The following is a 20,184-nucleotide window of genomic DNA, read 5'->3' on the forward strand; positions in this document are numbered from 1 at the left end:
CTGGTGGCATGACAGAGCAGAATTCAGATACCTCAGACTCGACTCAGGACCTCGCGGACCGCGTCAACAATCGCTCGCACCGCCCGAATTCCACCGCCTTCCGCAATTTCGTCGCCTCCGGTTGGGACCGCACTCCGCTCAACGCCGAGGCTCTCGCCGCCGCCGGTTTCACCCCGACACGTCGGGCCGCAGTCTCCGCAGCTTTTCCCGGTGAACGTCTCGTCGTTCCTGCCGGCGGACTCAAGGTCCGCTCGAACGATACCGACTACCGCTTCCGCGCCCATTCCGCGTTCATCCACCTCACGGGCCTGGAAGCCGATTCCGAGCCCGATGCCGTTCTCGTCTTCGAACCCGAGGGCGACGGCCACGAAGTGACCCTGTACTTCCGTCCCCGCGCCGGTGCCGACACCGAAGAGTTCTTCTCCGATTCCCGGTACGGCGAGTATTGGGTCGGACCGCGCGCCGACCTCGAGGCCATGTCCACGATGACCGGCATCGCCACGGAGAGCTCCGCCACCGTCGACGACGCGATCACGAAGGATCTGGGGGCGATCTCCGTGCGGCTGGTGCGCCAGGCCGACGCCCGCGTCGACGGAGTCATCGACCTCGCCCGCAGCCAGGTCCAGGCCGATCTCGAGACCTCCGAGGCCGGGGATGCGGAGCTCGCACAGATGCTGTCCGAGCTGCGCCTGATCAAAGACGACCATGAGATCGCACAGCTGCGCGAGGCCGTCTCCATCACCCGTGCGGGTTTCGACAACGTCGTGGCATCGCTGCCGAAGGCACTGGGACACCGTCGCGGTGAGAGGGTCGTCGAAACCGCGTTCGAGACCGCTGCCCGCTCCGACGGCAACGGTGTCGGCTACGACACGATCGCAGCCTCGGGCAACAATGCCTGCACCCTGCACTGGATCCGCAACGACGGTCAGGTCCGCGACGGCGACCTCATCCTCGTCGATGCCGGTGCCGAAGCCGATTCGCTGTACACTGCGGACATCACCCGCACCCTGCCCGTCTCGGGCACCTTCACCGAGGTGCAGGCGAAGATCTACGATGCCGTGCTCGAAGCCTCCGATGCTGCATTCGCTGTGGCTGCCGATCACGCCGACCGCCCCGTGAAGTTCCGCGAAGTCCACGAGGCGGCCATGGAAGTCATCGCTAAACGACTCGAAGAGTTCGGCGTCCTGCCGGTCTCCGCAGCCGTTTCGCTCTCACCCGAAGGCCAGCAGCACCGCCGGTGGATGGTGCACGGCACCAGTCACCACCTCGGACTCGACGTCCATGACTGTGCTCAGGCGCGGGCGGAGATGTACCTGGACGCCACCATCGAACCGGGAATGGTCTTCACCATCGAACCCGGTCTGTACTTCAAATCCGATGACCAGCTGCTGCCCGAGGAATTCCGCGGCAACGGAGTGCGCATCGAAGACGATGTCCTCGTCACCGCCGACGGTGTGGAGAACCTCTCCGCAGACTTCCCCCGCACCCGCACCGAGGTCGAGGCCTGGGTGCAGGGGCAGGCTCAGGAACGCTGATGACCGACGCTGCCGCCCACGGTCCGGGTTCGGACTCACTGTCCGGCCCGGTCCGCGGGCGCGGAATCCTCGAGGTGCCCGGTATCCGCCTCGGGCATTCGGGCGAGCTCACCGACTCCCGTCTGACCGGGATCACCGCTGTGCTGCCCCCGCCCGGTTCGACCGTCGGCGTCGATGTCCGCGGTGGCGGCCCCGCCACCCGTGAGACCGATGTCATCGCCCCCGGAACTCATTCCTACGGCGCCGATGCGATCGTCCTCACCGGCGGCTCCGCCTTCGGGCTCAACGCCGTCTCAGGGGTCGTCGACGTCCTCGCCGAGGCGGGGCTCGGATTCCCCGCCCCCGGGCTCGCCGACGCGGTCATTCCGCTCGTCCCCGCAGCTGCGATCTTCGACCTCGGGCGCGGAGACGGCTCGGTGAACCCGCCGACACCAGCCGAAGGCGCCGAGGCGGCACGAGCGGCACTGTCCGGCGAGACAGTCGAGGTCCGAGGCAGCCTCGGAGCCGGAATCGGTGCCCGGTCAGGGTTTCAGAGTCTGCGCGGCGGCATCGGATCCTTCGCCGTCCGTCTGCCCGGCGGAATCACCGTCGCGGCTCTTGTGGTCGCGAATTCGCTGGGCACGATCGGCACACCGTCCGGCGGCCTGTGGACCGAGCCGCTGCTGCGCTCGTTTGGCCTCGATCTGCCGAGCGTGCACGGTCTTCCCACCACACCGCCGTCGCAGTCAGGCACCGCGGCGAAGAACACGACGATCGCCGTCGTCGCTACGGACGCACGACTCGATCCGGCACAGGTCACACGGATGGCCGCGGGAGCGCATGCCGGCATCTCCCGAGCCGTACAGCCCTCGCACACCCTCTTCGACGGCGACACGGTCTTCGGAATCGCCACCGGAGTCAACGACCTGTCCTCGAATCACGACGTCGGCACCCGAGAACTCGTGATGATCACAGCAGCGGCCGCCGATGCCCTCAGTTTGGCAATCCTCGATGCCCATGCCTCGGCGACGCCCGTCCCCGGTACGTGGCAGCAGCCGCCGACGCTGAGTGAGATCGCACCGGACTTCGCGTCCGCGCTCACTGCTCTGTGACCACAGAAGCGGGGCCCACCGTTCGGCGGACCCCGCTTCTCTCAGCTGCCCTCAGGCCGCCCCGATCCATCGGCGGTGCTGAGGGTCTGCTCCGTTCAGGACCGTCAGTCGTTGCGAGCCGACTGAGCCTCTTCGGAGTCGAGTCCCTTCGGCTCCCTGATCTCCTTCTTCTGCTGAGTGTCGAAGCCGTCCTGACGCAGCAGCTTCTGCGATTCGGACTGCGCTGCGGCCTCGTCCTCGACCACGGTGAATCGGATCGTCTGTGTGAAGTCACGACCGTAGCGGTCGGTTCCGGTCACCTCGGCAGTGTGGGTTCCCAGGTCGAGGTCGGCGGGGATCGCCGTCCGCCACAGGTGCGAGCTCGACTGCCCGACATTGCCGGAGGTGCGCAGGTTCTGCGAGGCCGTGTACGGATCTGTGTACTCCCAGCCCTTCGCCAGGGCCTCGCCCTGGCCCGGCTGTGTGTGCTCGGACTGCTTCGGACTCTTACCGTCGAAGCTGACTTCGACGCGGGCGTCGGAGGTCCCGGCGAGGAAGCTCGAGGTCAGCCACGTCTCGCCCTGCTTGAGGTCGTCGCGAGTGACGACGCGCTCTGAGATCGCCTCCGGCGCGGTGCCCTCCTTGTCCGCATCCTGCCAGTCCTGCGCCTTCTGCGCCCAGTCGCGCCATTCCGGCGAGTTCACACCGAGCAGCAGCTGGTGATCGTCGGATTCGTTTCGCACCGTGTAGCGTTCGCTGCGCGAAGCACCGTCGTATTCGAGGGTGAGCACGCCCGGCTCCGAAGCGTCCTGTGTGAATGAGTACGGCAGGCCGTCGGCGTTGAGGCCACCGGAGTACCAGTCACCGGAGACGGCGCCGGCGACGATCTGCGTGTTCGGCAGCTTCTCGATCCCGGCCGCTGCCCATTCCCTGCGCGTCTCACCGGCCACGAGGTTCTCCTGCGTGTGCGTGTGTCCTCCGATGGTCACGGCGTTCGGGTAGTCGGCGATGACATCGTAGAACTCCTTCGCATTGTCGACGACGACGTCCTTGTGAGTGAGGATGGGCGCGTGTGTGGCGATGACGACCTGCGCGTTCTTCGGCACATTCTTCAGATCGTTCTCCAGCCAGGTCAGCTGCTCGGCGGTGATGTTCTCCTTGTACTTCTTGTTGTTGGCCTTGCCCTCGTATTCGATGCTGTCGAGGACGACGAAGTGAGTCTTGCCGACGTCGTAGGAGAAGTACGAGGGTCCGAACTGGTCGCGGAAGGTGTCGAGGGCGTGAGAGTCGTCGACCGCGTCATAGTCCTGATCGTGGTTGCCTGGAGCCACGCGTACGGGTCCATTCATCTGCGAGTAGATGTCGCGGAGTTCGTCGTTGAGGCTGAGGTCGTCACCGACGTTGTCACCGAGCAGCAGCACTCCGCAGGCCCCGTAGTCGTTGCGGTCGGCGAGGTCGCCGACGGCTCCGTCGCGAGCGTAGCCCATCTCGGTCTTGTCATAGGCCTGGGTGTCGGAGGCGATCGGGCAGTTCTGGTCGTCTTTCGCCGTGGCCTGCGACTCGATCATCGGGAAGTTCACGGCCTTCGGCGTCTCGCCGGTGGGTTCGATGCCTCCGAACTCGAGGTCGCCGGAGCCTTCGGGCAGATGGTTGTAACTGAACTGTGCGACCTTGTCCTCGTCGACGGGCACCTGCCATCCGGAGGGCTGCGTGATCGAGACGGTCATGTTCTCGCGCACCGGCAGCTCATAGCGGCCGTCTCCGTCCGTCTGGACGACGTCGACTCCGTTCGACACCGCGACCCCGGAAACGCCCTTCTCATCACCGTCGAGCTTCGAGTTCTCATTGACGTCGTCGAAGACCTGACCGGTGAACTTCTCCGGATCGTCGGCCTTGCCGCGGTCGACCTGGACGTGTCCTTCGTAGAGTTCGGCTGGTGCATCCGCGGCCATCCGCCGAGGCGGGAGAGAGAAGCGGGGCGAAGAGCGAGAGCGCGGCGCAGGCTCCCAAACCTGCGGCAGCGGTGCGCGGACGGATTCGTCGTGTCTGCATGGATTTCTCCTGTATTCGACTGTGGCGGGTTCTGCCGAGAAACGACCCTAGGGAGACGGTGCGACAACGAGGTGAAGAAGGCAGGACTGCTTGATGAATAGGAAAAGAGTCCGAGTGGAACCCGATGCCCACCGTGCTCACCGCCGCCGACTGTGATCTGGGTTCAATTCGCGGGTTCGGCCTCTCAGGAGTCCACGCACCACGTAGTCTGAGACCATGAGTGGTCCACCGAAAAGAGTCTTCGTCGCCCGGCTCGTATCCGCCCCTGTGTTCGACCCTCTCGGAGATCAGGTCGGCCGCGTTCGAGACGCCGTCGTCGTCTACCGGGCGACGATGCGTCAGTTCCCCAGAGTCATCGGCCTCGTCGTCGAGGTGCCGGGACGGCGACGCGTGTTCGTGCCGATGGGTCGGGTCACCGCGATCGACTCCGGGCAGGTCATCACTACGGGTCTGGTGAATATGCGCCGCTTCGAGCAGCGTGAGTCTGAGACGTTGGTGATGAACGATCTGCTCGACCGGCGTCTGCGTCTGCGGGAAGACGGTTCGCCGGTGCTCGTCGAAGACGTCGGCATCGAACAGCAGGTGAACAAGGATTGGGAGGTCACTCGGCTGTTCGTGCGGCGTGTGCCCGAACGCAGCGCCTTCGCAGCCTTCCGCCGCCGGGGCGAGACCAAGCAGATCGACTGGACGGACGCCGACCATCCGGTTGATTCCGAGGTCGATCAGGAAGCCACCCAGCTCATCGCCGCCTATCAGGACACGAAGCCTGCTGACCTCGCCGATGTGCTCTTCGAGATGAACTCAGCCCGCCGTCTTCAGGTCGCCCGGGCACTGGATGACGAACGTCTCGCCGACGTCGTCGAAGAGCTGCCGGCCGAAACCCAGATCGAGATCCTCACCGGCCTTGAAACCGAACGAGCCGTGACCGTGCTCGAGGAGATGGCCCCCGACGACGCCGCTGACCTCCTCGGTGAACTCAGCGATGATCAGGCCGAACGGTTCCTGACCCTGATGGAGCCCGATGAGGCCGAAGATGTGCGCACACTTCTGGCCTACGACGACGACACCGCCGGTGGTCTGATGACGACCGAACCGGTGATCCTGACCCCGGAAGCCACCGTCGCCGAAGCCCTCGCCCATGTCCGCAGAGAGGACCTGCCTGCGGCCCTGGCCGCTGCGGTCTTCGTCTGCCGTCAGCCTGTGGAGACCCCGACCGGCAAGTATCTGGGTCTCGTCCACATTCAGGAGATGCTGCGGCATCCGCCGCATGAGGCTGTGGGCATCATGCTGGACACGGAGGTCGAACCGCTGTCGCCGGAGACTCCTCTCGGCGAGGTGGCGAAGCTGTTGGCCGCGTACAATCTGGTGTCGGTGCCGATCACCGACGAGAACGATCGCCTCGTCGGTGTGGTCACCGTCGATGACGTCCTCGACGAGCTTCTGCCCGAGGACTGGCGAACCACCGGTCGTGATGATCGCAGCAGGGGGTAGATATGGCCGTCGATGATTTCGAGATCCCTCGGTCGAGCAGACGCCGACTGCCGAGCTTCACCGTCTCCCCCGAGACCTTCGGACGCGGGGCAGAAGCCTTCGCCCGATTCATGGGCACTCCGGCGTTCCTCGTCGGGATGACGGTGTTCTGTGCCGTCTGGCTGGTGTGGAACACCCTGCTGCCCGAATCATGGCAGTTCGACCCGCGGTCGCTGAACTTCACACTGCTGACGCTCATCCTGTCTCTGCAGGCCTCCTATGCGGCCCCGCTGATCCTGCTCGCGGAGAACCGCAGCACCGACCGGGACCGCGTCGAGTTCGAACACGACCGGCAGCGTGCCGAACGCAACCTCGCCGACACCGAGTACTTGGCACGGGAGGTCGCGGCACTGCGCATCGCCATGCGCGAGGTCGCCACCCGTGACTTCATCCGCTCCGAGCTCAAGGATCTGCTCAAGGAGTTGGAGGAGGAGAACAGGCAGGACGGGAGCCGGTCCGAAGAAGTCGACTCCGAAGCCGAAGAACACCGTCGAGGCGGCCCCAGGGGCGGATGACGAGACGGCTGCCGAAGCGGTAGGGTTGAAGCCTCGGGAGCACTGATCCTGGCAGGAAAGGACGTGGGCATGACTGGTCCCTCAGAGGACGCAGTGAGAGAGGCACTGACCGGCGTCATCGACCCGGAGATCCGCCGCAGCATCGTCGAGCTCGATATGGTCGAATCGATCAGCATCGACGGCGGCAAGGTCACCGTCACGGTTCTCCTCACAATCGCCGGGTGCCCCCTCAAGGACACGATCACCAGAGACACGGAAGCGGCAGTGGCCCGTGTCGACGGAGTCACCGAGGTGGCCGTCGTCCTGGGCACGATGAGTCCCGAACAGCGCAGAGCGATGAAGGAGAAGCTGCAGGGCAGCGGCACCCGCGACATCCCGTTCAATCGCCCCGAGTCTCTGACCAAGGTCTATGCTGTGGCGTCTGGAAAAGGCGGAGTCGGCAAGTCGTCGGTGACCGCGAACCTGGCCGTGTCTCTGGCGGACAAGGGCCTGCGCGTGGGAATCGTCGATGCCGATATCTACGGCTTCTCCATCCCAGGCATGCTCGGTCTCTCCGGAAAACCGACTCGAGTCGATGAGATGATCCTGCCGCAGATCGCCCACAACGTGAAGGTGATGAGCATCGGGATGTTCGTCCCCCCGAGCCAGGCCGTGGTCTGGCGCGGACCGATGCTCCACCGTGCGCTGCAGCAGTTCCTCACGGATGTGTTCTGGGGCGACCTCGACGTCCTCCTGCTTGATCTGCCTCCCGGCACGGGGGATATCGCGATCTCCGTGGCTCAGCTGCTGCCGGATTCCGAGCTCCTCGTCGTCACCACACCGCAGGCAGCAGCTGCGCAGGTCGCCGAGCGGGCCGGATCCATCGCCACCCAAACGAAGCAGAAGCTGGCCGGAGTCATTGAGAACATGTCCTGGATGGAGATGCCCGACGGCACCCGGATGGAGGTTTTCGGATCCGGCGGCGGCACCAGTGTCGCCGCGAACCTCTCCGAGACTCTCGAACACGAGGTTCCGCTTCTCGCCCAGATCCCCTTGGACACTCGCCTGCGCGAAGGTTCGGACGCCGGTGCACCGGTCGTGCTCGGCACCCCCGAGTCACCTGCCGCTCAGGCCTTCGACATCCTCGCCGAGTCGGTGCGGCGACGCAGCAGGGGCCTATCGGGCAGGTCTTTGGGACTGAGCCCGGTCTGAGTCGGTGTCTCCTCTCTCCCCTCGCGACACCCTGGTCTACTCGGTCTTCGCCGTTCTCAGCACCCTGACCGTTCTCATCCTCTTGGCCGGAGCCATCGTCACGGCCTACCGGGGCGACCCCATGCCCAGGCAGTCGGTGGACGCTGCGCAGAGAGTGACCGCCGCGAAGAACCGAGATGTCCTCGCCGCCGCGATGCGCAGCTATGCGGTGGTGTCTGCCAAGCGCACACCCCGATTGGACATCCACACCTTCGGCCTGCCTGCGTCCGACTCGCTGAACTCGGCGATCGAGGCGCATGTGCTGACCATGATCGAGGAGTCCGGTGCCTTCGCCGATCGCGCCGCCTTCGACCCTGTCCGGACAGCACCGGCCCATCGATGGCCGACGGCGGCGTTCGCCCCCGCTCAGACGGACCTCGACGACGGCCGATCATCCCGAGTCGACCCGCGCGCCGTCGACATCAGCACTCGCGTGCTGGCCGGCGGTGGACACTTCGTCGTCACTGCCGTCGACACGGACTCACCACACCAGCGGACGAGGCTCCTGCTCACCGACCTCGCTCACGACCGCACCGTCGATGCCCGCCGACTCTTCGCCGCACCCGTCGACCCCGCAGCTGTCGGCGCTGATGACACGGGAACGCTGACGATCGATGACGACCCTGTCTCCGACACCGACCTCTCCTCCATCGGCGACCGAGTCCAGAAGGCGCTGCACAGCGCCCTCGAGCTGCCACAGCCCGGAGACCAGCGGTCCCCCGACTTCTCCTGTGCTCTGCTGCCCTGTGTGGCCCTGACCTATGACGATGGCCCCGGAGAAGCGCAGACCGAGCAGAAGATCCTCGATGCCGCCGATGAGGCTGACATCCGATTGACCTACTTCTTCCTCGGGCAGAACACCGATGCCGCCCCCGAGGTGGCCGAGCGGATCATCGATGCCGGACACGAGGTCGACAATCACACCTTCTCGCATGTCCGGATGGACACGACCCCCTCGACGACGAACCGAAAAGAGATCGACCGGACCGGCCGCTCACTGCGGTCGGTCGGGGTGAAGGAACAGCCCCTCATCCGCCCTCCCTATGGAGCCCTCGACAAACGCTCAGCATACGGTCTGGGCGGCCCCGCAATCATCTGGGACGTCGACACCGGAGACTGGCAGAACAAGAATGCGAAGAAGACGGTCAGCCGCGTGAAGTCGCAGGCACGCCCCGGTTCGGTCGTACTCATGCACTCCATCCATCCCTCCACCGCCGAAGCTGCTCCGGCGGTGTTCTCGGCCGTGGCCGACAAGGGACTCTACGCGGTCACAGTGCGCGAGCTCTTCTCCGGAATCACGTTGAAGAAGGGCGGATCGTACTTCTGCCGCGGCTACGCAGATGAGCTGTGCTCGAATCCTGAGCATCCCGCTGTGATGAAGAACTGAGCTGCGAGGACGACGGCGGACTCCAGCGAGCTCGGGATGCCGACGATGCGGTGCCGATGCCGTCGGCGCTGATCTCAGGTTGCTTCGGAGTCGAACGGCGCCGCAGTGGAACGGTCGCGCAGGTCCACCTGGGCCTGGAACCGTTCGATGGGTGATCTCTCCCGAGTGGGGGCTGCCTCGGTGCCGGTGACGGTGTCCGAGGAATCAGCGGAGGCCAGCTCAGGGGAGGTCTGTTCGTGACGTTTGGACTCGCGGATGGCCGCGTCCTCTTCGACGAGTGCTTCCCGAACGATCCGACGCGGATCATACTGGCGCGGATCGAGCTTCTGCCAGTCCACATCCTTGAAGTCGTCGCCGAAATCACGCTGGACGCTGTCCTTCGCCCCTTCGGCCATCCGACGCATCTGACGCACGAGGTCCCGCAGCTTCTGAGCATATTCGGGCAGGCGTTTTGGTCCGATCACGACCAAGGCCACAACGACCAGGATCACCATTTCGGTGCCGTTGATACCCAACATGATCTCAAGTCTACCGTGGACGGCGGTAGCATCGACTCATGGTCAGCACAGCTTCGACAACCCGCTTCTGCCGGGAGGCCCAGTGGACGAGGTAGCCGTCGAACGGGTGCTGCGGATCGTCGAGCTGGTCCCGGCCGCCCGCGTCGTCGCCTATGGGACGATCGGCGCCGTCGCCGACTGCTCACCGCGCTACGTCGGTCGGGTGATGCGGGAATTCGGGTCGAACGTCACATGGTGGCGGGTCGTCAACGCCGCTGGGATCCTGCCTCCGGAGATCTTCGCCCGTGCCCGCATCCATTGGGATCAGGAGGGCACTGCGCACTCGCATGAACGCGTCGAACGCACGGCGTTCCTCGATGTCGATGAACTCGATCGGCTGTGGCGCACCCGCGGGATCGAACCCGAATGCGGTTAGACTTGGGACAACTCAGCAGCAGAAGGGAGGGGCCGGTTGGCACGCGAAAATGCAGGTGATCTCACCTTCTCTGAGCAGTACAACGGTCCCGATCCGCTGCTCGATGCCGCTCGCACCCACTCTCATGAGTTCGGGATCGCACCGGTCTCACAGACCACGGCGAAGACACTGACGCTGCTGGCCCGACTGCTCACTCCCGTGGCCGCCGTCGAGGTCGGTACCGGGGTGGGCACCTCGACGCTGTCGCTGCTGCGCGGAATGCCCACCGCCGGGATTCTGACGTCAATCGATACGAATTCGACGACGCAGAGTGCAGCACGAGATCTCGTCGATATGGCCGGGATCAGGCCGGGTCGGCTGCGGCTGATGAGCGGCCGTGCCGAAGAGGTGCTCAAACGGCTCGCCCCCTCAGCGTATGACATGGTCTTCATCGACGTGGAGCCGGGCAACTTGGAGAGGATGATCGAGCCCTCGCTGCGACTGCTCGACTCTCAGGGTCTGCTCGTCATCCACAAGACACTGCTCAAGGGCGCCGTCGCCGATCCCGTCGACCGCAGTCCGCGCACCCAGGCGGCCCGCGGCATGCTCAACCGCATCGCCGAACAGGAACACCTCGAGCGAGTGCTTCTGCCCATCGGAGAAGGCCTGCTGCTCCTGCAGAAGACCCGGTGAATACGACAACAGCAGAGACTCACAAGTAAGTCTCTGCTGTTCGTGCAGTTCCGACCGGCCGTGCGCTGCGGCCGTCGGCTCAGAGCCCCAGTGTCTGGGCGAGAGTGTCGTGGAGCCCGGTGGCTTCGTCTCTGCTGAGTTCGATCACCAGGCGGCCTCCGCCTTCGACTGGAAGCCGCATCACCATGCTTCGGCCTTCTTCGGTCACTTCCAGAGGTCCGTCGCCGGTGCGGGGTTTCTGGGCTGCCATATGGGCTCTTCCTTCCGTTGTCATGCAAAGACGGTTCACACCAGGTGGACCGACTGTTGTACTCAAGATTATCCCATGATCCGCGCGTTCCCGGTAACTCTCCCACTCAACGGATGATCACGGAGGCAGATCGGCGGGCGGAGTGAAGTGCCACAGGTAGGCGACCCAGACGATCTGGAGCAGGATATAGGCCACCAGCATCGCGGCCCGATAACCGCGTGAACGCACCAGCGCCAAAGTCAGCGCCAGCGGAAACAGTGGCAGCAGGAGCCGCAGGGTGGACGTCTGGGGGTTGAAGAAGATGAGCAGATAGAGGCCGTAGCCGAGGCAGAACAGCTGCAGGGTCCGGCCCATATGCGCTCCGGCCGGGGAGAAGATCAGGGCGAGCGTTCCGGCGATGACGATGACGAGCAGCACCGGTCCGAGTGGACCGATGAGGTTGATCGATTGGGCCACCCACTGCACGACGAACGTGGTCTCACCGGTGTGCCAGGCCGCCTCGGTGTCGGTGTAGGCCGTCAGCGATCCCGTCGCCCACCATGCGTGGATCGGGTGGATGAGGGCCGCGACGCAGGACAGCACGCCGAGGGTCCAGGACCGCACCACCTCACCGACCGGGTAGGGATCGGTGCGGCGGCGAAGCAGACGGTCGATGAGGTGGAAGAGCATGAAGAACGAGAACGCCACACCGATCGGCCGGGACAGGTCCATGAAGACGACGACCGGCAGGGCGGTGAGATAGCGCCGCTCGACGACGAGGAACAGCGCTGTCGCCTGGAGCAGCAGGGTCAGGGATTCGGCGTATCCGGTGGAGAAGATCGCCGCCGATGGGAAGAACATCACCAGCGCCAGCCCCATCAGAGCCTGACCGGCATCGACGTACTTCCGGAAGAGGTGGAGGATGACGATCGCGGCCAGACCGGCGGCAATCGTGGACACGATCGGTGAGATGACTTCGTAGCTCAGCCCCGTGAGGTCGGCAGAAGTGGACACGATCGAGGGGTGCAGCGGATAGAACGCCCACTGGTTCTCCGCGACTGCCCCCGACTCATCGACGGGCAGTATGCGGGGATAGCCTTCGTCGGCGACGCGGCCGTACCAGCCGCCGTCCCAGAAGTTGAGGAAGTCATTGAGCGTCGTCGTCACCGGGGATGATGACCAGTTCGCCGGGTCTTGGCGTTTGAGCACCGCAGCGAAGATCGACAGGCTCACGACGCGGGAGACGAAGTACACGGCCACAGCCTGAAGCCACACCGGCAGGGTCATGAACAGAGCGACGAGGCGGCTGAAGCGGGAAGAGTCGAAGACTTCGGGGGCGAGAGTGATTCCGGGCAGGTCTGCGGGGCGGCTCATCGTGGTCCGGCAGCCGTTTCCGGTCCGTCGGGAGATGTGCTCTGGGCAACGTCGAGAGCGGATGTGGACGCGGTCGCAGTGCCGGCCGCAGTGCCGGCCGCGGCTTCGAGCTCATTCAGGCGTGAGCGCAGCGCCGCCATGGCCGCATCGACGTCTTCCATCCGATAGCCGCGCAGTGCGGGACGGAATCGCACTGATTCCAGGTCCTCGCTGGTGAACTCCTCAGGCAGTCCGGTCCAACGTTCTTCAGCCTCATCGACGGTTTCGGAAGAGAAGACGTTGAAGGTCGCCGCGACGACGAAGACGAGGACGAACACGGCGGCCGCGACACCGATCACAATCCACACAGGCATAGGACCATTTTCGCATAGGAGCGTCAGCGCAGTCCGCGCACGGTGTGTTTCGGCGCCGCCGCACCGGTGATCGCCAAGGTCACATCGATGGCGTCTGCGGTGGCACGCACATCGTGGGTGCGGATCATCGCCGCCCCCTTCTCGACGGCCAGTGCGGTCGCGGCAATCGTGCCGTACAGGCGCTCCCCTGGGCCGACGTCACCGATGGCCTCTCCGATGAAATCCTTGCGTGAGATGGCGAGCAGCACCCGATAGCCGCTGCCGGTGAACCGCTCGAGTTCTCGCAGCAGCCGCAGCGAATGGTAGGTGTTCTTACCGAAGTCCGGGGTGGGATCGATGATGATCCGCTCCTCGGGGACACCGGCCGCACTGGCCGCCTCGGCGAGTTCGACGACGCCGGCCAGGGTGGAGTCGACGACGTCCCCGGCATGCAGACCATAACGGCTGCGGTGGGCATCGGTGCGCGGGCTCAGACCCCCGGTATGGGAGCAGACGATGCCGACCTCATGTCGAGCGGCCACCTCGGCGAGCTCCGGGTCGACTCCGGCCCAGGTGTCATTGAGCAGTCCCGCACCGGCCGTGCAGGCGGCCTCGGCCACCTCATGACGCCAAGTGTCGACGCTGATGAGCACGTGCGGGTGGGCCTGGGCCACGGCTTCGATGGTCGGGCACACGCGGTCGATCTCCTCGTCCACGGTGATCTCCCGGCCACGACCGGCACGCACTCCACCGATGTCGACGATCTGGGCACCTGCGGAGGCGGCGTCCTCCACTGCGACGATCGCCTCATCGAGGGTGGCAGCGGATTCGTAGAAGGAGTCGGTGGTGCGGTTGATCACGGCCATGATCGCTGGGGTCCCGGGCCGGGCTCGAGCCAGGTCGAACCGATCGGACTCCGGCAGTGCTGAGGTGTCGCCTCTCACGATCGGCCGTTCGCAGGATTCGAGACAGTGGAGGCCGTGCCATTCGGTTTCGATCCGGGTCCGATGGTGGCGACGACGTCGTCGATGTCGTCGGTGAGGGTGAACATGGTCAGGTCTGCTTCGCTGATCGTTCCCGAGGCGAGGAGGGTTTTGCTCATCCAATCGACGAGTCCGCGCCAGTAGTCGGTGCCGAAGAGCACGATCGGGAATGAGGTGATCTTGCCGGTCTGGAGCATGGTGAGGGCTTCGAACAGCTCATCGAGAGTGCCGAGGCCGCCGGGCATGACGACGAATCCGCGCGAATATCTGAGGAACATGGTCTTGCGGACGAAGAAGTAGCGGAAGTTCACGCCGAGTTCGACGTGCTTGTTGAGTCCGGTTTCGAAGGGCAGCTCGATGCCCAGTCCGATGGACACTCCCCCGCCCTCACATGCACCGCGGTTGCCGGCCTCCATGATTCCGGGTCCTCCGCCGGTGATGATCGCATTGCCGTTCTCAGCGATGCGGCGGGCGATCTCGCGGGTGTCCGCATAGGCTTGGGTGCCGGTCTTCAGCCGGGCGGAGCCGAAGATCGACACGGCCGGTCCGATCTCGGCCAGAGAGCCGAAGCCTTCGACGAACTCGGCTTGGATCCGCATGACCCGCCAAGGATCCTCGTGCACCCAGTCGGTGCCCGACTTCGACTCGAGGAGTCGCTGGTCCGTCGTCGTCGCCGGCACCTGGTCACCGCTCAGCCGCAGCGGCCCCTTGTTGTAGAAGCCAGCGTCGCCTGCCGGGTCGTCGGTCGCGTCGTCTCTCGATCTGGTCATCTGTTTCACCGAGCCTGGAGGTAGCTGCGCAGAGTCGAGGTGGCCTGTTCCACCTCGGTGACTCTCACATGCTCATCCGACTTGTGGGCATACAACGGGTTGCCGGGGCCGAAATTCACCGCCGGAACACCGAGTGCGCTGAACCGTGACACGTCGGTCCAGCCGAGCTTAGGGGCCGGGGACAGTCCGAGTGTGTCGATGAAGTCTTGGGCGATCGCCCTGTCGAGTCCGGGGCGTGCGCCTTCGGCGGCGTCGGTGACGACGACGTCGAATCCGGTGAAGAGCTCGCGCAGGAATTCCTCGGCGGCGGCCGCCGATCTGCTCGGAGCGAAGCGATAGTTCACGGACACGACGCATTCGTCGGGCACGACGTTGCCGGCCACTCCCCCGCGGATGTTCACAGCGGAGAGGGATTCGCGGTAGTCGAGGCCGTCGACCGTGACGGTCTCAGTCTCGAATTCGGCGAGCCGGGTGAGCACCTCGGCGGCGGAGTGGATGGCGTTGACACCCATGAAGGCGCGGGCCGAGTGGGCACGGACTCCGGAAGTGGTGACGTCGACGCGGATGGTTCCGTTGCAGCCGCCTTCGACCGAGGCGTTCGAGGGTTCGCCGAGGATCGCGAAGTCACCGCTCAGCCAGTCGGGATGGTTGCGGGAGACCCGGCCGAGCCCGTTGAGCGAGGCATCGACCTCCTCATGGTCGTAGAAGACCCAGCTGACATCGCGGTTCGGGGCGGTCAGCGCGGCAGCAGTGGACAGCTGCATCGCCACTCCGGCCTTCATATCGCAGGCGCCGCGACCCCAGATGACCTCGTCATCGGGGTAGTCCTCACCGGACATGTGAGTGCGCACAGGTGGAAGGTTGCCTTCGACGGGAACGGTGTCGAGGTGGCCGGCGACGACGATGCGTTCGGCCAGCCCCAGGTTCGTGCGAGCGATGACGGTGTCACCGTCGCGGAGGATCTCCAGGTCCGGCCCCGGTCCCGCGCTGATCCTCTCGAGCACGTCGACGACGGCATCGGCCAGAGCAGTCTCATTCCCGGACACGGATTCGACGGCGCACAGGCGACCGGTGAGTTCGGCAGGGTCGCCCAGTGCGGCGAACAGGTACTCACCGAGGTCACCGGTGGGCGCGAATATGGCATCAGTCTCAGCAGATGGATCGACAGTCATGTCTCTTAGCCTAGTACGGTGCCACCGTCTAGGCTTGAGGCATGACAGAACGCATTGTTTCCGCACGTGGACTAGCCACGATTCATTCCGACACCGTCCTCTCTGTTTGGTACCCCGCCTTGAGCACCGGTGATACCCATGACACCGCCGAGGCGGCCGCCACCGCCCGTGCCGCCGATGATGGCCTTGACGCGCTGGTGGGCACCGACGAGGCTCGCGGCACCCGCTCCGAGGTCGTCACCACCACGATCGATCTGGACGCCGGCCCCGCCTCGGCGGCCGATGCCTACCTGCGTCTGCACGCGCTGTCGCATCGCGTCGCGGCACCGAACGATGTCAACCTCGACGGCATCTTCGGTCATATCGCCAACGTCGTGTGGACCTCCTTCGGCGCCTGCTCCCCCGAGGACTTCGAGGCCACCCGCGCGAAGCTGCTCGCCCGCGGGCCCGTCGCTGTGTACGGACTCGACAAGTTCCCGCGGATGACGGACTTCGTCATCCCCTCCGGTGTGCGCATCGCCGATGCCGACCGTGTCCGCCTCGGTGCTCACCTGGCTCCCGGCACCACGGTCATGCACGAAGGCTTTGTGAACTTCAATGCAGGTACGCTCGGTTCGGCCATGGTCGAAGGACGCGTCTCTCAGGGCGTCGTCGTCGGCGACGGATCGGATATCGGCGGCGGAGCCTCGATCATGGGCACGCTCTCCGGCGGCGGCACGCACCGCATCTCCATCGGCTCGGGCAGCCTGCTCGGCGCCAATGCCGGTGTCGGCATCTCCATCGGCGACGACTGCATCGTCGAAGCCGGCCTGTACATCACTGCCGGCACCCGCGTGACGATTCCCGGCGAAGACGATGCCGTGGTCAAAGCCGCCGAACTCAGCGGGAAGAACAACATCCTCTTCCGTCGCAATTCGGTGACCGGCACTGTCGAGGCGATCTCCCGCGATTCCAAGGGCATCGAGCTCAACCCCGACCTGCACTGATCAGCAGTCGGGACGGCATGACTGCCGCCGGGCCACCACACCCAGCCATCGGGCGCGACCGCCACAGCAGCTCCACCCGGCCCGACTACCGCGGGGCCGGCGCACGCAGCCGTCGGGCGCGACCGCCACAGCAGTCTCCGCAGAGGGCGCGTTCACATCACGTGGACGCGCCCTCAGCGCATTCACCCCCGCGTCGGCTGCCGCATCCCACATGCTTCGCGCCACGACGCCGTCCTCGCAGCAATACGCCCCGTGAATGCCACAACGACCCGCTCCTGCTGGAGGTTAAGGCACGAAGAGTGAGGGATGCTCAGACAGGTGTAGGAAGAGCCGCCAGCGGTGCGGGATGCCGGCGCACGAGACGAACGCCCGTAGGCGACTTGTCAGCCGCTCAACTCTGCAACCCTCACCCGCAGCGGCTGGACATACTGGTCCTGCGGGAGGATCTGCTGCTGACGGTGATGGATCCGCAGGTACCTGGAGGAAACGTCAACAGCGGCGCAGAAAGCCGAGATCGGTAGGAAGCACCGGAAGCGGTGAGGGATGCCGTGTGAGGAAAGCCCGCGAGAAGGACGCACCGGGAGCGGTGAACGATGCCGGGTGAGGGAAGCCGCGGGAGGGAAGTGGGACGCCAGAGGTGATGACCGAATGCGCAACGGCGCCGGGCAGAATACTCTGCTCCGACGCCGTTGCGTCTGCCCCGACAGCCCTTGTGCCGCAGCCGCGCTCAGCTGCCTGCGTTGAAGCAGACCGCTGAGCATAGGGACTCAGCGGTCGCTGATCTCCGTGTAGTCGCGATTGTATGCGCCGGTGTAGATCTGGCGGGGACGGCCGATCTTCGTCTCGGGGTCCTTGATCATTTCGCGCCACTGAGCGATCCAGCCAGGCAGACGACCGACCGAGAACAGCACGGTGAACATGTTCGTCGGGAATCCGAGAGCCTTGTAGATGAGGCCCGTGTAGAAGTCGACGTTCGGATAGAGCTTGCGCTCGACGAAGTAATCGTCGGCCAGCGCGATCTCTTCGAGCTGCTGAGCCAGTTCGAGCAGCGGGTCGCCGCCGGAACGGGCGAGGACCTCGTCGGCGGTCTTCTTGATGATCTTCGCGCGCGGATCGTAGTTCTTGTACACGCGGTGGCCGAAGCCCATGAGACGGACGCCGTCTTCCTTGTTCTTCACGCGCTCCATGAACTTCTTCGGCCCGTCGTCGGACGCCGCGATCTGCTCGAGCATCTCGAGAACGGCGGAGTTCGCACCGCCGTGCAGAGGTCCGGCGAGGGCGTTGACGCCTGCCGAGATCGACTGGAACACATTGGCCTGTGAGGAGCCGACGAGTCGGACCGTCGAAGTCGAGCAGTTCTGCTCGTGATCGGCATGGAGGATGAAGAGCTGATCCATGGCCTTGACTGCCAGCGGGTCCGGCTCGTACTCCTCAGCGGGAACGCCGAAGTTCACACGCAGGAAATTCTCCACGAGGCTGAGCGAATTATCCGGGTGGATGACCGGCAGACCCATGTTCTTCCGGTGCGCGAGAGCCGCGATGGTCGGCATCTTCGCGAGCAGCCGGAACGACGAGGTGTCGATCTGGTCTTCGTCAAAGACATCGAGGTCATCTTGGTAGAACGTCGACAAAGCCGCGACGGCAGCTGCAACCATAGGCATCGGATGGGCATCGTACGGGAACGCGCGGAAGAAGCGACGCAGGTCCTCATGGACGATGGTGTGTCCGCGCAGGCGGGAATCGAACGCGTCGTACTGTTCCTGAGTCGGCAGTTCACCGTAGATGAGGAGGTAGCAGACTTCAACGAAGTTCGACTGTTCAGCGAGCTGTTCGATCGGGTATCCGCGGTACTGCAGTTCACCTTCGTCACCATCGATGTAGGTGATGGACGACGAGGTGGTTGCGGTGTTGGCAAACCCTGGATCGTATGTGACCGTGCCGGTCTCTTTCAGCAGAGAGCCGATACGGTATCCGTTGTTGCCCGCTGTTGCTGACACCTCGGGCAGTGTCAGCTCCGTATCAGCGATCCTGAGGTTCGCCTCCGAAGTCATTCGATCTCCTCACCGTTGACCGACCCCAAGAACTTCCTGAGGTGTTTTGCACAGTTCTCTCAAAGACTACCGACTACTGCGGGAATCAGAAAATCACTGAACTCTGCATCTACCGGTCAGTAATACCTCTGACCTGGACAAATGCCAATTTTTCGCCATGCATGAAGACTGAGCGGAAACTTAGCGGACGCTCGGAAACCATCGGATTCCTCGTACGTGCTCCCGTTTCACCGTACTGCCCTTCTACGCGCCGGCACGCAGACGGTCGGCCGCAGCCTGGATGCGTTCGTCGGTCGCGGTCAGCGCAATCCGCACATGGTTGGTCGCTGCCGCTCCGTAGAACTCGCCGGGGCCTGCGACGATGCCGAGTTCGGCGAGGTCGGCCAGGGAGTCCCAGCAGTTCTTGTCCGCAGTCGACCACAGGTAGAGGCCGGCGGTCGAATGGTCGATCCGGAAGCCGAAGGCTTCGAGCCCCGATCGCAGCTGATCACGTCGAGATCGATAGGTCTCCTTCTGTGCCAGCACATGCTCAGTATCGCGCAGACCGGCGACCATGGCCTGCTGGATCGGGAAGGGCACGATCATTCCCGCGTGCTTTCGTGAACGGGTGAGGTCGGAGATGAGCTCGGCATCGCCGGTGACGAACGCAGCCCGGTAACCGGCGAGGTTCGACTGCTTCGACATCGAATACACGCTGAGCACGCCCGCATAGGACACCCCCGCGGCCGAGAGCACACTCGGTGCAGGCTCATCGGATTCCCAATTGAGCAGTCCGTAGCATTCGTCGGAGGCGACGACGACTCCGGCGGCTCGAGCCCGGCGGACCACCTCGGCGAGTGTGTCGACAGCGAGGACCTCGCCCGTCGGGTTGCTCGGAGTGTTGATCCACAGCAGTCCCACGCCCTCCAACGAGGCTCCGTCGACGATCTGCGCGACGTCGAGGCGGCGGCATTCGACTCCGGCGATCGTCGCACCCATCTCATAGGTCGGGTAGGCGGCGGATGGACAGGCCACGGCCAAACCGCGCTGACGGAGTCCAAGCAGAGTCGGCAGCCAGGCCACGAGCTCCTTCGAGCCCACGGTCGGCAGGATCTCGGCTGCGGGATCGAGCTGCACCGAATGCCAATTCTCATACCACCACGCAATGGCTTCGCGCAGCTGCGCCGTTCCTGCCGTCGTCGGGTAGCCATGGGCGTCTCCGGCCTCGGCCAGGGCGCGACGAATCACCTCGGGGGTCGGGTCGACAGGAGTGCCGATGGAGAGGTCACACACTCCGTCGGGATGCTCCGCGGCGCGACGACGGAGATCAGTGAGACGATCCCAGGGGTAATCTGGCAGGTCGAGGCCGAAAGAGTTCGTCATC

19 protein-coding genes are annotated in these 20,184 nt (G+C 64.9%); 9 read left to right on the top strand and 10 right to left on the bottom strand.

Annotated elements, in window-relative coordinates; genetic code table 11:
* Positions 1-8 precede the first annotated feature (8 nt).
* Together EB835_RS00510 and EB835_RS00515 are read left to right on the top strand one after the other, a co-directional pair.
* Complete coding sequence (locus EB835_RS00510; protein WP_135807549.1) at positions 9-1,535, top strand: aminopeptidase P family protein; 1,527 nt, start codon at positions 9-11, stop codon at positions 1,533-1,535.
* Complete coding sequence (locus EB835_RS00515; RefSeq protein ID WP_135807550.1) at positions 1,535-2,626, top strand: P1 family peptidase; 1,092 nt, start codon at positions 1,535-1,537, stop codon at positions 2,624-2,626. The genes EB835_RS00510 and EB835_RS00515 overlap by 1 nt, the downstream gene beginning before the upstream one ends.
* A gap of 104 nt (positions 2,627-2,730) precedes the next feature.
* Here the strand turns inward: EB835_RS00515 and EB835_RS00520 are convergent, their stop codons facing one another.
* Positions 2,731-4,557 (bottom strand): calcineurin-like phosphoesterase C-terminal domain-containing protein, encoded by a 1,827-nt coding sequence (locus tag EB835_RS00520; RefSeq protein WP_135807551.1) that lies wholly within the window; start codon positions 4,555-4,557, stop codon positions 2,731-2,733.
* A gap of 316 nt (positions 4,558-4,873) precedes the next feature.
* On the opposite strand from EB835_RS00520, the gene EB835_RS00525 reads away from it, so the two are divergent.
* The 4 genes from EB835_RS00525 (at position 4,874) to EB835_RS00540 (ending at position 9,319) form a co-directional block, all read left to right on the top strand.
* Positions 4,874-6,148 carry a magnesium transporter MgtE N-terminal domain-containing protein gene (locus EB835_RS00525; protein ID WP_135807552.1) on the top strand — a complete coding sequence of 425 codons (1,275 nt, stop codon included), beginning with the start codon at positions 4,874-4,876 and terminating at the stop codon, positions 6,146-6,148.
* 2 nt (positions 6,149-6,150) lie between these two features.
* On the top strand, positions 6,151-6,702 hold the full coding sequence (locus tag EB835_RS00530) for a DUF1003 domain-containing protein (RefSeq protein ID WP_135807553.1): 552 nt from the start codon (positions 6,151-6,153) through the stop codon (positions 6,700-6,702).
* A gap of 69 nt (positions 6,703-6,771) precedes the next feature.
* Positions 6,772-7,893 (top strand): Mrp/NBP35 family ATP-binding protein, encoded by a 1,122-nt coding sequence (locus EB835_RS00535; RefSeq protein ID WP_135807554.1) that lies wholly within the window; start codon positions 6,772-6,774, stop codon positions 7,891-7,893.
* A gap of 4 nt (positions 7,894-7,897) precedes the next feature.
* Positions 7,898-9,319 carry a polysaccharide deacetylase family protein gene (locus EB835_RS00540; protein ID WP_135807555.1) on the top strand — a complete coding sequence of 474 codons (1,422 nt, stop codon included), beginning with the start codon at positions 7,898-7,900 and terminating at the stop codon, positions 9,317-9,319.
* 74 nt (positions 9,320-9,393) lie between these two features.
* Here EB835_RS00540 and EB835_RS00545 read toward each other — a convergent pair whose 3' ends face one another.
* Complete coding sequence (locus EB835_RS00545) at positions 9,394-9,837, bottom strand: twin-arginine translocase TatA/TatE family subunit (protein ID WP_135807556.1); 444 nt, start codon at positions 9,835-9,837, stop codon at positions 9,394-9,396.
* 82 nt (positions 9,838-9,919) lie between these two features.
* On the opposite strand from EB835_RS00545, the gene EB835_RS00550 reads away from it, so the two are divergent.
* Together EB835_RS00550 and EB835_RS00555 are read left to right on the top strand one after the other, a co-directional pair.
* A complete protein-coding gene (locus EB835_RS00550; RefSeq protein ID WP_135807557.1) occupies positions 9,920-10,252 on the top strand; it encodes an MGMT family protein in 333 nt (110 codons plus the stop codon).
* 36 nt (positions 10,253-10,288) lie between these two features.
* Positions 10,289-10,924, top strand: a complete 636-nt coding sequence (locus tag EB835_RS00555) for an O-methyltransferase (RefSeq protein ID WP_135807558.1) — start codon at positions 10,289-10,291, stop codon at positions 10,922-10,924.
* 79 nt (positions 10,925-11,003) lie between these two features.
* Here the strand turns inward: EB835_RS00555 and EB835_RS00560 are convergent, their stop codons facing one another.
* The 6 genes from EB835_RS00560 to dapE form a co-directional block, all read right to left on the bottom strand.
* On the bottom strand, positions 11,004-11,174 hold the full coding sequence (locus EB835_RS00560; protein WP_064485784.1) for a DUF3117 domain-containing protein: 171 nt from the start codon (positions 11,172-11,174) through the stop codon (positions 11,004-11,006).
* Between the two features lie 117 nt (positions 11,175-11,291).
* Complete coding sequence (locus EB835_RS00565) at positions 11,292-12,527, bottom strand: hypothetical protein (protein ID WP_135807559.1); 1,236 nt, start codon at positions 12,525-12,527, stop codon at positions 11,292-11,294.
* Positions 12,524-12,880: a DivIVA domain-containing protein gene (locus tag EB835_RS00570; RefSeq protein WP_135807560.1), complete on the bottom strand. Its 357-nt coding sequence runs from the start codon at positions 12,878-12,880 to the stop codon at positions 12,524-12,526. The genes EB835_RS00565 and EB835_RS00570 overlap by 4 nt, the downstream gene beginning before the upstream one ends.
* A 23-nt stretch (positions 12,881-12,903) precedes the next feature.
* Complete coding sequence (gene folP / locus EB835_RS00575; protein ID WP_240688445.1) at positions 12,904-13,803, bottom strand: dihydropteroate synthase; 900 nt, start codon at positions 13,801-13,803, stop codon at positions 12,904-12,906.
* Complete coding sequence (locus EB835_RS00580) at positions 13,800-14,612, bottom strand: LOG family protein (RefSeq protein WP_135807561.1); 813 nt, start codon at positions 14,610-14,612, stop codon at positions 13,800-13,802. Before EB835_RS00580 ends, folP begins: the two co-directional genes overlap by 4 nt.
* Positions 14,613-14,617: 5 nt before the next feature.
* Positions 14,618-15,784, bottom strand: a complete 1,167-nt coding sequence (dapE, locus tag EB835_RS00585) for a succinyl-diaminopimelate desuccinylase (protein ID WP_135807562.1) — start codon at positions 15,782-15,784, stop codon at positions 14,618-14,620.
* Between the two features lie 41 nt (positions 15,785-15,825).
* On the opposite strand from dapE, the gene dapD reads away from it, so the two are divergent.
* Positions 15,826-16,770, top strand: coding sequence for a 2,3,4,5-tetrahydropyridine-2,6-dicarboxylate N-succinyltransferase (dapD, locus tag EB835_RS00590; RefSeq protein ID WP_135807563.1), 945 nt, complete (start codon positions 15,826-15,828; stop codon positions 16,768-16,770).
* Positions 16,771-17,537: 767 nt separating this feature from the next.
* On the opposite strand, the gene EB835_RS00595 is transcribed toward dapD, so the two are convergent.
* Together EB835_RS00595 and dapC are read right to left on the bottom strand one after the other, a co-directional pair.
* On the bottom strand, positions 17,538-18,821 hold the full coding sequence (locus EB835_RS00595) for a citrate synthase (protein WP_135807564.1): 1,284 nt from the start codon (positions 18,819-18,821) through the stop codon (positions 17,538-17,540).
* A 243-nt stretch (positions 18,822-19,064) separates the two neighbouring features.
* Positions 19,065-20,183, bottom strand: coding sequence for a succinyldiaminopimelate transaminase (dapC, locus tag EB835_RS00600; protein WP_135807565.1), 1,119 nt, complete (start codon positions 20,181-20,183; stop codon positions 19,065-19,067).
* Position 20,184: the final 1 nt, after the last annotated feature.

Origin of the sequence: Brevibacterium sp. S22 (assembly GCF_004745485.1) — a bacterium.
Lineage (GTDB): Bacteria > Actinomycetota > Actinomycetes > Actinomycetales > Brevibacteriaceae > Brevibacterium.